General features: G+C 71.5%; 14 protein-coding genes and 2 tRNA genes. 6 read left to right on the top strand and 10 right to left on the bottom strand.

Features of this window, described 5'->3' with window-relative positions; translation table 11 throughout:
• Positions 1-89: 89 nt before the first annotated feature.
• From CFK41_RS12135 to CFK41_RS12150, 4 genes are all read right to left on the bottom strand, one after another.
• Entirely contained in the window at positions 90-437 is a 348-nt protein-coding gene (locus CFK41_RS12135) for a chorismate mutase (RefSeq protein WP_096799892.1), read from the bottom strand.
• Positions 434-1,774, bottom strand: a complete 1,341-nt coding sequence (gene clpX, locus CFK41_RS12140) for an ATP-dependent Clp protease ATP-binding subunit ClpX (RefSeq protein ID WP_096799893.1) — start codon at positions 1,772-1,774, stop codon at positions 434-436. The genes CFK41_RS12135 and clpX overlap by 4 nt, the downstream gene beginning before the upstream one ends.
• A gap of 240 nt (positions 1,775-2,014) precedes the next feature.
• Complete coding sequence (locus CFK41_RS12145) at positions 2,015-2,644, bottom strand: ATP-dependent Clp protease proteolytic subunit (RefSeq protein WP_151904856.1); 630 nt, start codon at positions 2,642-2,644, stop codon at positions 2,015-2,017.
• 97 nt (positions 2,645-2,741) lie between these two features.
• Positions 2,742-3,317: an ATP-dependent Clp protease proteolytic subunit gene (locus CFK41_RS12150; RefSeq protein WP_169928894.1), complete on the bottom strand. Its 576-nt coding sequence runs from the start codon at positions 3,315-3,317 to the stop codon at positions 2,742-2,744.
• Positions 3,318-3,788: 471 nt separating this feature from the next.
• Here CFK41_RS12150 and CFK41_RS12155 point away from each other — a divergent pair, with 471 nt between their 5' ends.
• Complete coding sequence (locus tag CFK41_RS12155; protein WP_096799896.1) at positions 3,789-4,607, top strand: C40 family peptidase; 819 nt, start codon at positions 3,789-3,791, stop codon at positions 4,605-4,607.
• 71 nt (positions 4,608-4,678) lie between these two features.
• Here the strand turns inward: CFK41_RS12155 and CFK41_RS12160 are convergent, their stop codons facing one another.
• From CFK41_RS12160 to CFK41_RS12170, 3 genes are all read right to left on the bottom strand, one after another.
• On the bottom strand, positions 4,679-5,233 hold the full coding sequence (locus CFK41_RS12160; RefSeq protein ID WP_265415439.1) for a dihydrofolate reductase family protein: 555 nt from the start codon (positions 5,231-5,233) through the stop codon (positions 4,679-4,681).
• Between the two features lie 168 nt (positions 5,234-5,401).
• Positions 5,402-6,940: a trigger factor gene (gene tig / locus CFK41_RS12165; RefSeq protein ID WP_096799898.1), complete on the bottom strand. Its 1,539-nt coding sequence runs from the start codon at positions 6,938-6,940 to the stop codon at positions 5,402-5,404.
• 84 nt (positions 6,941-7,024) lie between these two features.
• Positions 7,025-7,098, bottom strand: a tRNA-Pro gene (locus CFK41_RS12170).
• A gap of 137 nt (positions 7,099-7,235) precedes the next feature.
• On the opposite strand from CFK41_RS12170, the gene CFK41_RS12175 reads away from it, so the two are divergent.
• From CFK41_RS12175 to CFK41_RS12190, 4 genes are all read left to right on the top strand, one after another.
• Positions 7,236-7,306, top strand: a tRNA-Gly gene (locus CFK41_RS12175).
• 161 nt (positions 7,307-7,467) lie between these two features.
• Positions 7,468-9,003 carry an Ada metal-binding domain-containing protein gene (locus CFK41_RS12180; protein ID WP_096799899.1) on the top strand — a complete coding sequence of 512 codons (1,536 nt, stop codon included), beginning with the start codon at positions 7,468-7,470 and terminating at the stop codon, positions 9,001-9,003.
• Entirely contained in the window at positions 9,000-9,545 is a 546-nt protein-coding gene (locus tag CFK41_RS12185) for a methylated-DNA--[protein]-cysteine S-methyltransferase (RefSeq protein ID WP_096799900.1), read from the top strand. Before CFK41_RS12180 ends, CFK41_RS12185 begins: the two co-directional genes overlap by 4 nt.
• 12 nt (positions 9,546-9,557) lie before the next feature.
• Entirely contained in the window at positions 9,558-10,772 is a 1,215-nt protein-coding gene (locus tag CFK41_RS12190) for an aminotransferase-like domain-containing protein (RefSeq protein WP_096799901.1), read from the top strand.
• Between the two features lie 31 nt (positions 10,773-10,803).
• Here the strand turns inward: CFK41_RS12190 and CFK41_RS12195 are convergent, their stop codons facing one another.
• Genes CFK41_RS12195 through CFK41_RS12205 form a run of 3 tightly spaced genes read right to left on the bottom strand, consistent with a single transcriptional unit; the run spans position 10,804 to position 13,744 of the window.
• Positions 10,804-11,508 carry a class I SAM-dependent methyltransferase gene (locus CFK41_RS12195; protein ID WP_096799902.1) on the bottom strand — a complete coding sequence of 235 codons (705 nt, stop codon included), beginning with the start codon at positions 11,506-11,508 and terminating at the stop codon, positions 10,804-10,806.
• A gap of 56 nt (positions 11,509-11,564) precedes the next feature.
• Positions 11,565-13,079, bottom strand: a complete 1,515-nt coding sequence (locus CFK41_RS12200) for a hypothetical protein (protein ID WP_096799903.1) — start codon at positions 13,077-13,079, stop codon at positions 11,565-11,567.
• A complete protein-coding gene (locus CFK41_RS12205) occupies positions 13,076-13,744 on the bottom strand; it encodes an ABC transporter ATP-binding protein (protein ID WP_227873065.1) in 669 nt (222 codons plus the stop codon). The genes CFK41_RS12200 and CFK41_RS12205 overlap by 4 nt, the downstream gene beginning before the upstream one ends.
• Before the next feature lie 317 nt (positions 13,745-14,061).
• Here CFK41_RS12205 and CFK41_RS12210 point away from each other — a divergent pair, with 317 nt between their 5' ends.
• Entirely contained in the window at positions 14,062-14,601 is a 540-nt protein-coding gene (locus tag CFK41_RS12210) for a CarD family transcriptional regulator (RefSeq protein WP_096799905.1), read from the top strand.
• Positions 14,602-14,670: the final 69 nt, after the last annotated feature.

Below are 14,670 nucleotides of genomic sequence, written 5' to 3' on the forward strand. Positions count from 1 at the left end.
CCCGCCGCCGGGTGAGCTCAATCCCGGTCGGGGACTCAATCCCGGTCGGGGACTCAATCCCGGTCGGGGACTCAATCCCGGTCGGGGACTCAATCCCGGTCGGGGACCTCGTCGCGGATCCGCTCGTGATGGCGGATCACCTCGGTGACGATGAAACGCAGGAACGCCTCGGCGAAGGTCGGGTCCAGGCCCGCCTCGTCGGCGAGCGAGCGGAGATGGGCGATCTGCTCCTTCTCGCGCGAGGGATCGGCCGGGGGCAGCCCGTGCTCCGCCTTGAGCACGCCCACCCGCTGGGTGTGCGAGAAGCGCTCGGCGAGGAGGTGGACCAGGGCCGCGTCGATGTTGTCGATGCTTCGTCGCTCGTCGAGAAGGATCTGCTTCGCCCTCACGACCTCCGGAGCATCCTCGACCGGCGCGGAGTCGTGCTCAGAGGTCATGCGGAGCGCTCCTGGCGGCCGTGATCGCCCGCGCTGTCCGCGTCCTTGCCCGTGAGCATCATCGGTGCGCGGCCCTCGGTGACCACGCCCTCGGTGATCACCACCTTGACCACGTCATCGCGGGAGGGGACCTCGAACATCACCGGCTGCAGGGCCTCCTCGAGGATCGCGCGCAGCCCTCGGGCGCCGGTCTCACGCTCGATCGCCTTGTCGGCGACGGCCTCCAGCGCGCTGCGCTCGAAGTCGAGCTCCACACCGTCCAGTGCGAACATCTTCTGGAACTGCTTGACCAGCGCGTTGCGCGGCTCGGTGAGGATGGTGATCAGCGCATCGCGATCGAGGTTCGCGACGCTCGTGATCACGGGGAGGCGGCCGATGAACTCCGGGATCAGGCCGAACTTCAGCAGGTCCTCCGGCAGCAGCTTCCCGTAGAGCTGCTCCTGCGCGAGCGGGGAGTGCAGCTCCGAGCCGAAGCCGATGCCGCGCTTGCCGATCCGGTGACCGATGATCTCCTCGATCCCGGCGAACGCCCCGGCGACGATGAACAGCACGTTCGTCGTGTCGATCTGGATGAACTCCTGGTGCGGGTGCTTCCGCCCGCCCTGGGGCGGCACCGCGGCGACCGTTCCCTCGAGGATCTTCAGCAGAGCCTGCTGGACGCCCTCTCCCGAGACGTCGCGGGTGATCGAGGGGTTCTCGGCCTTGCGGCCGATCTTGTCGACCTCGTCGATGTAGATGATGCCCCGCTCGGCCTTCTTGACGTCGTAGTCCGCGGCCTGCAGCAGCTTGAGGAGGATGTTCTCGACGTCCTCGCCCACGTAACCGGCCTCGGTCAGAGCCGTCGCATCCGCCATGGCGAAGGGGACGTCGAGCATTCGCGCGAGGGTCTGGGCGAGGTAGGTCTTCCCGCAGCCCGTGGGGCCCACGAGCATGACATTGGACTTCGCGACCTCGATGTCGTCCTCCGAGGAGCCGGCCTCCTCGGCGAGGACCGCAGCGGCGCTGCGCGCCGGGCCGACGGCCTGAGCGGCGTCCTGGGCACGGACGCGCTTGTAGTGGTTGTAGACGGCGACGGCGAGCGCACGCTTGGCGGGCTCCTGCCCGACCACGTACTCCTCGAGGAACTCGAAGATCTCCTTCGGGGCCGGCAGGGGTGCCTGCTCCTGCGCCACGGGCTGCGCGGCCTGGATCTCCTCGGCGATGATCTCGTTGCACAGCTCGATGCACTCTTCGCAGATGTACACGCCGGGCCCGGAGATCAGCCGTTCGACCTGCTTCTGCGACTTCCCGCAGAAGGAGCATTTGAACACGTCGGATCCATCGCTCGTTCGCGCCATGTCCGTGTCCTCTCGTCAGGCCGTCAGCATGCACCAGCAGTCTCCGCGGGGAGGTCCCCCGGCCCTGCAGGCGCCCTCCACGGTATCGCGAAGGGCTGTCCGATCACGGGAGGCGCCGCCCGGAGTTGCCGCCTTCCCGCCGGGGCCGTCGCCCCGGTGCGGATGCCCGCGCCCCCGAGGGAGGAGGCGCGGGCGGTGCCGCCCGAGCCGGGTCCGCGGACCCGGCTCAGCGGCGTCGGATCACTTCGCGATCTGCGCCGCGGGAGCCTTGCGGGACTCCAGCACCTGATCGACCAGTCCGTACTCGAGGGCGGACTTCGCGGTGAGGATCTTGTCGCGCTCGATGTCCTTGGTGATCTGGCCCTTGTCCCGACCGGTGTGGAACGCCAGGGTGTCCTCGAGCCACTCGCGCATGCGCATGATCTCGTTGGCCTGGATCTCGAGGTCCGAGGCCTGGCCGCCGCCGCCCTCGCCCCCCATGGCGGGCTGGTGGATGAGGATGCGCGCGTTGGGCAGCGCGAGGCGCTTCCCGGGCGAGCCGGCGGCGAGCAGCACTGCGGCGGCGGAGGCCGCCTGGCCCAGGCACACGGTGGTGACCTCGGGCTTGATGTACTGCATCGTGTCGTAGATGGCGGTCAGCGCGGTGAACGAGCCGCCGGGGCTGTTGATGTACAGCGTGATGTCGCGGTCCGGGTCCTGGGACTCCAGGACCAGGAGCTGGGCCATCACGTCGTCAGCCGAGGCGTCGTCCACCTGGACGCCCAGGAAGATGATGCGGTCCTCGAACAGCTTGGTGTACGGGTCCTGGCGCTTCATGCCGTAGGCGGTGCGCTCCTCGTACTGCGGGAGCACGTAGCGCGAGGTGGGCATCGTGCCGGCCTGAGCGATCGGCAGTGCGCCGAAGGGGCGGGGATCGAAGGTCACGGGGTCTCCTTGCGTGAAGGGTTCGCTGGATGTCTGGGGGCGGTCACTCGGCGGTGCCGCCACCGCCGGTGACGTCGCCGGAGCCGCTGATGATCTTGTCGATGAAGCCGTACTCGAGCGCCTCCTCGGCCGTGAACCAGTTGTCACGGTCGGAGTCGGCGTTGATCTGCTCGACGCTCTTGCCGGTCTGCTCGGCGATCAGCTCGGCGAGCGTGCGCTTCATCGAGAGGATGAGCTCGGCCTGGATCTTGATGTCCGTGGCGGTGCCGCCCAGTCCGCCCAGCGGCTGGTGCATCAGCACGCGGGTGTGCGGGGTGGCGTAGCGCTTGCCCTTGGTGCCGGAGGAGAGCAGGAACTGACCCATCGAGGCCGCCATGCCCATGCCGATCGTCACCACGTCGGGCTTGATGAACTGCATGGTGTCGTAGATGGCCATGCCTGCGGTGATCGAGCCGCCGGGGCTGTTGATGTAGAGGAAGATGTCCTTCTCGGGATCCTCCGCCGCGAGGAGGAGGAGCTTCGAGCAGATGGCGTTGGCGTTCTCGTCGCGCACCTCCGAGCCGAGCCACACGATGCGCTCGCGGAGGAGGCGCTGGTAGACGTTGTCGTCCAGCCCCATCGGGGTGTCGCCGGCCGCATTGCGGGGCGGGGAGGTCTGAGTGCTCTGCGAGGACACGGGGTCTCCTTCATGCCGGAATTCGCTGATGGGTCGACTCTAGGCGCTGGGCGGACCCTGGGCGGGCCCTGTTCGCCGCAGGCGCACTGACCGCCGCCGCGAGGTGCTCGGCCGTCGTGCCCGCCCCTCCGATGCCCTGACCCGTGCATCTCCATCCCGCCCGGATGTGCCGCACCCGTCCCTGCTTCGTCAAGGACGGGCGGATTCTGGTCACGACGGGACGAATTAGGTAAAGACAGCATCAAATCAACGGTCGAGCTCTCCCAAGGCCGCAGACCTGTGCCTCCGCCGCTCATATGTTGTTCCCATCGCCACGACATCGGTGGCCACCGTCCACGACAGCAGTGGTCGCCCATCGCACGAAGCAGATCCCCCCGGCCCCTGGTCGGGCCCGGAAGGAAAACACCGCACATCATGGCTCAGAACAACACTCACCGGATCCCCGGCCGCGCTCAGCTCCCGACCCAGCATGCACAGCGTGCGGCTCGCGGCCTCGGTGGAGCAGCCATCCTCGGCGGCGTCGTCCTCGGCACGGCCTTCACCGGCGGCGCGGCCCAGGCCGCCCCCGCCGCTCCGGTCGCGAGCGCCCCCGTCGCTCAGGCCGCCCCGGCAGCCCCCGTCGCCACCGCCCCGGCAGCGGTGCTCGACTCCACCCAGAAGCTGCGCTGGGGCTCCCGCGGCGGCGCGGTCAAGGATCTGCAGTCCGCTCTGAACGATCGCGGCGCGAACATCTCGGTCGACGGGGTCTTCGGCCCCCGCACCCACTCCGCGGTCAAGAGCTACCAGTCCTCCAAGGGCCTGCAGGTCGACGGCATCGTCGGCTCGAAGACCCGTGGCGCCCTCAACGGCGGCGGAGCCTCCGGCGGGGCCTCGGCTCCCGCCTCCTCGCCCTCCTCGAGCTCCTCCAGCTCGATCGTGAACGCGGCGCGCTCCGCCGTCGGCACCCCTTACTCCTGGGGCGGCTCCTCGCTCAGCGGCATGGACTGCTCCGGCCTGGTGAACTACGCCTACCGCTCCGCCGGCATCAGCATCCCGCGCACCTCGAGCCAGATCGCCAACGCCGGCACCTGGATCTCGCAGTCCTCGGCTCAGCCCGGCGACATCGTGGTCTGGTCCGGCCACGTCGCGATCTACGCCGGCAACGGCCAGATCATCGACGCCTCCGGATCCAAGCGCGTCGTCACCGAGCGCGCCATCTGGGGCAACCCGATCGGCTTCGTGACCTACCGCTGATCCTCGGCCCCTCGAGCGACGGCCCGACACCCTCCCAGGGTGTCGGGCCGTCGCCGTCGTCAGGGTGCCGCTCAGCCGCGCAGCGGACGGTAGACGCGCCCGAGGGCGGCCTCGGCCCCCGGGATCCGCTCGACGAGCTCCCAGCGGACGACCCGCCCTCCCGGCACCGCGAAGGCGCGGGTGCCGTCCCCCAGGAACACCGGCGCAGAGAAGATCTGCAGCTCGTCGATGAGGTCGTGCTCGAGCGCCTGACGACCGATGTCCGCGCTGATGATCTGGATGTCCCGTCCGTCGGCGATCTGCTGGGCACGGCCCACCGCCTCGACGATGTCGACGTCGAGGGCGGTCACCTGCGGATCGTCGGCGAGCTCCAGGGGCCGGTGGGTCAGGATCAGCTCGGTGCCGGACCAGGCCCCGCCGTACGCCTCAGCGGTCAGCTCGTCACGCTCGGCGGCCTGGGCCCGGGCGGCGTCGTAGCCGCGGCGGCCCGAGATGATCACGCCCACCGGCTCCGCGAGCTTCGCCACGACGTCGCCGTCCATGCGCGGCAGCGTCTCCATCCAGGACATGTCATGGTCGGGACCGGTGATGAAGCCGTCCAGGCTGACCGTGAACCCCCAGGTCACCTTGCTCCTTACGGGTGCTTCCGAGCTCATCATGGGATATCTCCTCGCGGCGCTGCGGGGACCTCCGGAAGGCCCGTGGCAGCGAGTCTCCCACCGACGAGGACGGGCCGCCACCCCCGAAGGGATGACGGCCCGTCCTCATGCAGCGCCCCTAGGAGGGGCGGCGGGTCACTCGGTCTCGGTCGCCTCGGCGGCCTCGTCCTTCGACGCCGCGGCCTTCTTGGCCGGAGCCTTCTTGGCGGCGGGCTTCTTGGCCGGAGCCTTCTTCGCAGGCGCCTTCTCCTCGGCGGCCTCGTCAGCCTCATCCTTCGAGGCCGCGGCCTTCTTGGCCGGAGCCTTCTTGGCGGCGGGCTTCTTGGCCGGAGCCTTCTTCGCAGGCGCCTTCTTCTCCGCGGGCTCCTCCTCGGAGGTCTCCCCCTCGGCGTCCTCGTCCTCAGCGCCCTTCAGGCCCAGGTCGAGCACCTCACCGGAGGCGTTCTTCACGACGACCTCCGCGAGGACGACGTCGAGCGCCTTGGAGCGCTGGACCTCGGAGAAGATCTGCTCGAGCTGACCGGACTGCGCGAGCATCTGCAGGAGCTGGTTGGGCTCGATGCCGTACTGCGCGGACAGCTGGGTCATGTAGCTCATGAGGTCGTTCTGGTCGACCTGCACCTCGCGGGTGCCGTTGATCTCGTCGAGCAGGAACTGGGCGCGGACAGCCTTCTCGGTGTCCTCGCGGATCTCCTCGCCGTGGGGATCGCCGGCCTCCTTGCCCTCGTTCTCGAGGTGGGAGGTGATCTCGTCCTCGACGAGCTGCTCCGGGACCGGGATCTCGAGCTCCTCCAGGAGCTTCTCGAGAAGGGCGTTGCGGGCCAGGGCCACGCGGTTGCCCTCGGCGTCGGCGGCGGCCTGCTTCTTCAGGTCGTCCTTGAGCTCGTCGATGGTGTCGAACTCGGAGGCCATCTCGGCGAACTCGTCGTCGGCCTCGGGCAGCTCGCGCACCTTGACGGACTGCGCGGTGACCTTGACCTGGGCGGTCTCGCCCGCACGGTCGCCACCGGCGAGCGCGGACTCGAAGGTGGTGGTCTCCTCGGCGGAGAGCCCCACGAGCGCCTCGTCGAGGCCCTCGAGCATGTTGCCCTCACCGATCTGGTAGGAGACGCCCTCGACGGACTCGATCTCCTCGTCCTCGATGGTCGCGACCATGTCGAGGGAGACGAAGTCGCCGTCCTGGGCGGGGCGGTCGACTCCCACGAGGGTGCCGAAGCGCTCGCGCAGCTCGGTCAGGCGCACCTCGACGGCGTCCTCGTCGACCTCGGGCTCCTCGATCTCGACCTCATAGGTCGAGAACTCGGGCAGCGCGATCTCGGGGCGCACGTCCTGCTCGACGGTGAAGAGGAGGTTGCCCTCCTCGGAGCCGTCCAGGCCGGGGACCTCGACGACCTCGACCTCGGGACGACCGACGGGCTTGATCTCCGCCTCGGCCGCGGCCTTCTGGTAGAAGTCGGGCAGGGAGTCGTTGACGGCCTCCTGCATGATCGCGGGGCGGCCGAAGCGCTGCTCGACGAGCTTGGAGGGGACCTTGCCCTTGCGGAAGCCCGGGATCTGCACCTGGTCGGCGATCTTCGTGATGGCGGCCTCAACGGCCGGCTTGAGCTCGTCGAAGGGCACCTCGACGGTGAGCTTCACCCGGGTGGGGCTGAGCTTCTCGGACTCGGTCTTCACTGGTCAGGTCTCCCTGTGGATGGACATCGGATGGACGTTTCTGGCGGCGCACCGGGGCCCGCACGGCGGCGACCCGGTGCGGAGTCGGGGTGACAGGATTTGAACCTGCGACTTCCCGCTCCCAAAGCGGGTGCTCTACCAAGCTGAGCTACACCCCGGAGGGCAACCCAGGGGATATTACCCGGTCCCCGTGCATGGTGCCCGGATACGAGCGGGAGGCTGTGAGCAGATGCATGTCGGCTGTGCCACTGCGGATGTGCTCCGAGGCCGCTGATCTGGTTCAATGGTGCGGCACGCGGGCGTAGCTCAATGGTAGAGCCTCAGTCTTCCAAACTGATTACGCGGGTTCGATTCCCGTCGCCCGCTCCCGTTGACGAAGCCGCGGCATCCTGGGGATGCCGCGGCTTCGTCGTTCCTCAGGGCGCGTTCGAGAGCCCCGGCGTCGCGGACGGCGCGCGAGTCGCGCCCCGTCCCACCGTGGCCGAATCCCGCTGGTGCCCCAGGCCCGAGCGCGGTTCACTGGAGTCATGGACACGATGACCGATGATGAGCGCTTCGCCGCGATCCGCGCGAGGGACACCCGTTTCGACGGCATGTTCTTCACCTGCGTGCGCTCCACCGGGATCTTCTGCCGCCCCTCCTGCCCCGCGCGGACCCCGCACCGGGCCGGGGTCGAGTTCGTCCCGTCGGCCGCGGCGGCGGTCGCCGCCGGGTACCGGGCGTGCAAACGCTGTGGGCCGACGGCCCCGCCCGGCAGCCCCGACGCGGATCCGGCCGGATCGCTCGCGGGCCGCGCGCTGCGGCTCATCGATGCCGGCGCGCTGGACGAGGACGGCACCGTTCCGGAGCTCGCGCGCCGTCTCGCCGTCTCCGAGCGCACCCTCCACCGAGCCCTGGTGGGGGCGACCGGTGCCGGAGCGCTCGCCCATGCGCGGATCCGTCGGGCCCGTCGGGCGCATGAGCTCGTGGTGGGCTCCGTGCTGCCGCTGGCGACCATCGCCCACGCCTCGGGCTTCGGCAGCGAGCGCCAGTTCCACGACACCTTCTCCCGCCTGTTCGGGCACGCTCCCTCGGTGGTGCGAGAGCGCTCCGCCGCCGGAGGGGCTCGGGCCGACGACGGGGCCGTCGTGCTCACCGCCCAGCTGGCGGTGCGCCATCCCTTCGACGGGGCCGGGCTCGCCGCCTGGTTCGCCCACCGCGCGGTGCCGGGTGTGGAGGAGGTCGAGGGACTGCGATGGACCCGCGCCGTGCACCTCCCCCACGGGCCCGGGGTGCTCGAGGTCGATCTCGGCGCCCCGGATCCGCGCCCGTTGCCCCTCACCCTCCGACTCTCGGACCTCCGGGACCACGCCGCAGCGATCTCGCTGACCCGTCGGCTGCTGGATCTCGACGCCGATCCCGTCGGGATCGACGAAGGGCTCGGCCGGGCGCTGCCGGCGCTCGGCCCGCTGCTCGTGGCTCGGCCCGGGGTGCGCCTGCCCGGCACCTCGACCCTCGCCGAGGCTCTGCTGTGGGCGATCACCGGGCAGCAGATCTCGACCGTCCAGGCCCGCACGATGCTCACCCGCGCCACCGACCTGCTCACCACTCCCCTGCCGCCGGCGCTGCGCACCGGCACCGTGGACCGCCTGCCGGTCGATCCGGCGAGAGCCGCCGACCGCGTGGAGGACTGGTTCCGCGGGCCCCGCGCCCGGGCCCGGACCCTGCACGATGCGGTCGGCGAGATCGCGGGCGCGGGCCTCGACGCGGCGCCGGACATCGACGAGCTGCGGGGCCGGCTGCTGGCGCTGCGCGGCGTGGGCCCCTGGACGGCCGACTACGTCCTGCTGCGCGGAGCACGGGCGATCGACGTGGCTCCCGCCCGCGACGTCGCGCTGCTCGCCGCGGCCCGCGACCTGGGGCTCGCCGAGGACCACGACGAGCTGCAGCAGGCCCTGGCGACCGCCTCGCCCTGGCGCTCCTACGCCGCCCTGCATCTGTGGCAGCACCAGGCGCAGCTGCGCCGCTCCTCGCCGACCTCCGCATCCCCTGCACGACCCGTCCCGGAAGGACAGAATCCATGACCCCCACGACCTCCAGCGCCCAGACTCCGGAGTCCTCGCGCACCACCGGTTCCGGGCCTCGCCACCGTCGCGTCGCCACCCCCCTGGGCGTGTACCTGATCGCCGCCGAGGGCGATGCGCTCGTCGGCGTCTGGCGACTGGACCAGTCCCACTTCCCGCGCCCGGAGCGGCTCGGCTCCGCGGTCACAGGGACGGACCCGCTGCTCGATGCCGCCGAACGGCAGCTGCTGGACTACCTCGACGGCGCTCGCGAGGGCTTCGACCTCCCCCTGGACGCCCGGGGCACGGACTTCCAGCGTGAGGTCTGGGCGCAGCTGCGCACGATCCCGCGCGGTTCGACGACCACCTACGGCGAGATCGCCCGGGCGCTGGACCGCCCGCGGGCGGCGCAGGCCGTCGGCGCCGCCGTCGGCTCGAATCCGCTGTCGATCGTGGTCCCCTGCCATCGGGTGCTGGGCAGCGCGGGGGCGATGACCGGATACGCCGGGGGGATCGAGACCAAACAGGCACTGCTGCTGCTCGAGGGCGCCACGCTCGCGTGACACCATGAGGCCATGACCGTGCCCGATTCGCCGCAGCAGCCGTACCGCTTCCCCGTCGCCGCCCGTTACGCGGGGATGGAGTCCTCCCCGCTGAAGGACATCTTCGCCCTCGCCGCCCTCGACGGCGTGACCTCCTTCGCCGGCGGCATCCCGGACCCGGACCTGTTCGCTCTCGAGGACGTCACCGCGGCGTACGACTGGGTGCTCAGCCACCAGGGCCATCGCGCGCTGCAGTACGGCGTGAGCGAGGGCGAGGTCGAGCTGCGGGAGCAGGCCGCGCGCCGGCTCTCCCGCGATCTGCCGACCGACGCCTCCCAGATCCGGGTCACCTCCGGATCCCAGGAGGGGTTGTTCGTGGTGGCGCAGGCGATGCTCGAGCCCGGTGACGTGGTGCTGGTCGAGTCCCCCACCTACCTCGCGGCGGTCCAGGCGTTCTCCGTCCACGGCGCCCGGATGATCGGGGTCGACACCGACGACGACGGCGTGATCCCCGAGGCCCTCGAGGAGGCGATCCGCATCCACCATCCGCGGATGGTGTACCTGATCCCCACCTTCCAGAACCCGACCGGCCGCACCATGCCCGTCGAGCGCCGGCAGGCGGTGGCCGAGGTGCTGCAGCGCACCGACGTGCCGCTGATCGAGGACGACCCCTATGGCGCCCTGAGCTTCACGGGATCCACCTGGGCCCCGATCGCCGCGCTGCCCGGGATGAGCGAGCGCACGATCCTGCTGAACTCGATGAGCAAGCTGATGAGCCCCGGGGTGCGGATCGGCTGGATGCGCGCCGAGGGCACGATCCTGGACACCCTCGCGGTCGCCAAGGCCGCGATCTCGATGCAGTCCTCGGTGGTGGACCAGCTCACCGTCGCCCGCTACCTCGAGACCGCGGACCTCGACGCCCACGTCGCGCGCGTCAGCGGGGTCTACCGCGAGCGCCGGGACGCGATGGCGGCGGCGATCGCCCCGGTGCTCCCCGACGGCGCGCACGTCACCCATCCCGAGGGTGGGATGTTCCTGTGGGCGGCGCTCGGCGAGGGGTACGACGCGCAGGTCATGCTCGCCGATGCCGTCGCGGCCGGGGTCGCCTACCTCCCGGGCTGGTCCTTCTTCGCCGACCACCCGGACCGGTCGACGATGCGCCTGAGCTTCGTGACCCACTCCCCCGCGGTCATCGACGACGCGATCGGGCGCCTGGGCGAGGTCATCGCCGCTCACCCCCGGAGCTGAACACCTCAGGGCGCGAGCGGGCGCGGCCTGCTCAGCCGGCGGGCTTCTGCCAGAGCAGCGTCGAGCGGAATCCCTGACGCCGGCGCAGCACCGCCCCGGGCAGCAGAGGTCGTGCCCGCTCCCGCAGCTCGCCGAAGGACCAGGCGGGATCCCGCACGGGCATCGCGTGCTCGGCGGGTGCCGTCGGCTGCGCGACCCGGGGGTGCTTCACGACGCCGATCAGCGGGTTGGTCAGCGCGTTGCCGACATCCCAGGCGTGATCGAACGCGGTCTCGGGCGTGGTGAGCGTGGCGACCAGCAGGCGTCCGCCGGGGCGCAGCAGGTCCCGGGCGTCGCGCAGCGCCGTCTCGAGCGGCATGTGGTGCAGCGAGGCGACCATCGTGATGGCGTCGTAGGAGCCGCCCGCCGCCGTGCTCCTGCGCTCGGCGGCGTGCTCCTCGAGCGTCCGCCGGTGGATCCGCACTCCGGGCAGCTCCTGGCAGCGCCGAGCCGCGGTGTCCACCATGCCCTGGTCGGGGTCGATGCCGTCCACCTCCCGGGCACGGGTCGACAGGGCGAGCAGGAGGTCGCCCGCCCCGCAGCCCACGTCCAGGACCCGCTGGCAGCCCTTCGGCAGGGAGCGCAGGATCCAGGGGTGGAAGTGGACGTTGTGATTCCACGGATGACGGTCGTTGAGGGTGCGCAGCATGCGACCCGCCCGGCGGATCACCGGGTTCGGTGTGGTGCGGATGTTCATGGAAGGTCTCTCCTCGGTCTCGTCCCAGCCCGTCAGCGCTCTCAGCCCGTCGTCGCTCAGTCCGTCAGGGCTCTCAGCCGCTTCCTCGCGAGCAGGGCCAGCAGCGCGATCAGCATCGCCGCCCCGCACACCATCATCCACGGTCCGGACGGGACGAGGAGGAGAAGCGCCGCGGCGACCGCCAGCGCGAGCACCACCGCGTCCGCGTGCCAGCCGAGCTGGAGCACGACGGAGAGGTCGCCCTGGGGCGTGGGCATCGGGGTGCTGAGCGCGAGCGGGATCGTGCCCTTCGCGGCCTCCCAGGCCCGAGCGACCACGAGCACTGCGGCGAGCAGCACCGGAAGCAGCACCGCGGCGACGCCGAGCCGGTCGGCCGCGGCGCCCAGGAGGCCCAGCGATCCGCTCCCGAGCCCGGCGAGCACGCCGAGCAGCAGCAGCGGCGCGGTGAGGTGCAGGAGCACCTGCGCCCCGGCGCTCTGCCCGAACAGCCGCGGGGCGCCCAGGGTGTGCACGCCGTGACGGATCCCGTCCACGAACGCACCGCCGGCGGCCCGCAGGACGAGCGCGCCGACCAGCAGCATCGTCCAGGCCGTCGGGCCCGAGAGCAGCGTCGCCCCGCCCACGGCCGCTCCGCCGAGCAGGGCGCCGAGCACCGCGACCGCCGAGCGCTCCGGGGTGCGCAGCCAGGCCACCGCATCCCGTCGCGCATAGAGGACCACGAGCCCTCCCCCGCCGATCGCCGGCAGCCTCCGGCCTGCGAGCGGCAGCTCCCGGAAGGTGCCGGCGGCGGTGGTCAGGTCCATGGTCGTCGCCGCCTGGGCGGCGGCATCCCACCGCGCCGCCTGCTGGGCCAGCACGGCGCCCCGCAGCCGGTCCAGCAGCGGGATCGACAGGCCGACGGCGAGGATCCCCGCACCGAGCAGACCGAGGGTCCAGGCCCCTCCGTGCTGCGAGCGCCCCGGGTAGACGGCCGCCACCCCCAGGTGCAGCGGCGCCGCGACGGCCCCCACGGCGCCGACGACGAGGACGAGCGCGACGAGGCGGCGGGCGCCGGCGAGCAGGAGCTGCCCGCCGAGCCAGGCGACGCCGAGCAGCATCCCCGCGCCGAGGCAGGCGAGGGCGAACAGCGCGACCTCGGCGAGGCTCGCGCCCGCCCCTGCCCTCAGCGTGGACCCGACCAGCACCGCGGGCACCGTGAGGCTCAGCACCGGGATCAGCAGCGCGCGGAGGAAGGGACGCCACAGCACGGCTCGCCGGCGGATCCCGCTCGCCCCGAGGGTGGCGGTGAAGAACGGAGGCAGCAGCGCCGGCCCCCGAACAGCGCCGAGCAGCAGCAGGCCCGCCCCGCCGAGCAGGACGATCACCGTGGAGATCGACGGAGCTCCCTCCCGGAGCAGGAACGGCATCACGTCCGGCCGGGCGAGGAGCTCGCCGGCCCCGTGCAGGGCCGGGGCACCGACGATCCCGACGCTGAGCACCACCACGTACACGAGGTAGAGGACATCGGTCCGGGTACGGGCCTCCGAGCGTTGGGACCACACCTCCCGCACCGGCTCGAGGGAGGTGCTCATGCCTGCTCCTCGAGGTGGAGGCGCACGTCGGCGAGCTCGTCCACGAGGTGCGGGCTGTGACTGGCGAGCACCACAGCGGTCCCGGCCCGGGTGCGGGCTCGGACCGCCCCGATCACCAGGTCGAGCCGTTCAGGGTCCAGGCGCTGCTCGGGCTCGTCGAGCAGGAGCACGCGGCTGGGACGGGCGAGGGTCAGGGCGAGAGCGACGAGCTGCGACTGCCCGCTGGAGAGCTCGTGCGGGAAGCGTCCCCCGAGATGCGTGATCCCGAGCTCGTCGAGCAGAGCTCGCCCGTCCTCCTTCGCCCGTCGGGCGCCGGTCCCCCAGGTCGCCCCGATGAACTGGAGGTGCTCGAGCACCGTGAGGTCGCGCGCGGTCTGGGGCGGGCCGATCAGGGCCGCGAGATCGGTGCGGAACGCGCGATCCCGATCATCGGGTCGGCGGCCGCCGATCCGGATGGTGCCCGCCGTGGGCTCGAGGAGCCCTGCGAGGACCTTCAGCAGCGTGGTCTTCCCGCTCCCGTTCGCCCCGGTGAGGACGAGCACCTCGCCCTCGCTCGCGCTCCCCGTCGCCTCGAGCAGCAGCACGCTGTCGTCACGCACGACGCCGACGCCCGAGAAGCTGACGAGCGGTGCGGGGAGGACGTCGTGCGACGGGGTGCGGGCCATGACCCCATCGAAGCGCATCGGCGGGCCGTCCGCCTCCGACGTCCGTCTGCGCTGGGAGGACGGAGCAGGCGAGGAGGCGAGGTGTGACCCACCAGGAAACGTCAACCTCTGGAATTGTTGTCAGATCCGTGAGATGATGTCGGGGCGCCGTCGTAGGTGCCGTCACCCTGTTCCTGCAGGTCGAGCGGCACTCGAGCTGCTCTGAGACCACTGCGATCCCGGGTCCTGCCCGGATCCGCATCGCGCCGTCCGCAGCCGCTTCGACCCCACCAGGGCCGCGGTACCGCCGGTGCGCAGATCCACCGAGGAGGATTCCCTTGCCCGTCGCCACTGCATCCGCCGACACCCCCGCCCCGAAGATCGATGACGTGCTCACCCACCCCGTCCACGGGCCGGTGCGCATCGTCTCCCAGTGCACGCGCACCGTGCGCGGCGTCGAGAAGCAGTACGTGGACCTGGTGGTCATCGGTGACGAGATGCGGATCTCCGTGCCCGCGGACGGCAAGGACGTCGTGGGCCTGCGCCCCCTGCTCGCCGAGGCCGAGATCGTCGAGATGATCGCCCAGCTCTCCGAGCCGATCCCCGCGCCCGAGAAGAAGGCCTCCTGGGCCCACCGCATCAAGTCCCTGCAGATGCAGCTGCAGACGGGCCGCCTCACCGATCGCGTCGAGGTCATCCGCTCGATCGTGCGCGACTCCGGCGGCACCCCGTCCAGCCTCGCCGAGCGCAACCTGCTCAAGCAGGCCATCGACCCGCTGGCTTCGGAGATCGCGATCGCCCGCTCCGTCTCCCGCGCGGATGCCCAGGAGCTCCTGCAGAGCACTGCCGAGAACGCCCTCGAGGTCGCGGCCGCCTGATCCGTCGCCGCGCGCACCCGCCCCTGCGACAGGCGGACCGGATGCGCCGATCGACGACCACTGCGCTGC

The sequence above is a fragment of the Brachybacterium ginsengisoli genome (assembly GCF_002407065.1).
In the GTDB taxonomy this organism is placed as follows: Bacteria; Actinomycetota; Actinomycetes; order Actinomycetales; family Dermabacteraceae; genus Brachybacterium; species Brachybacterium ginsengisoli.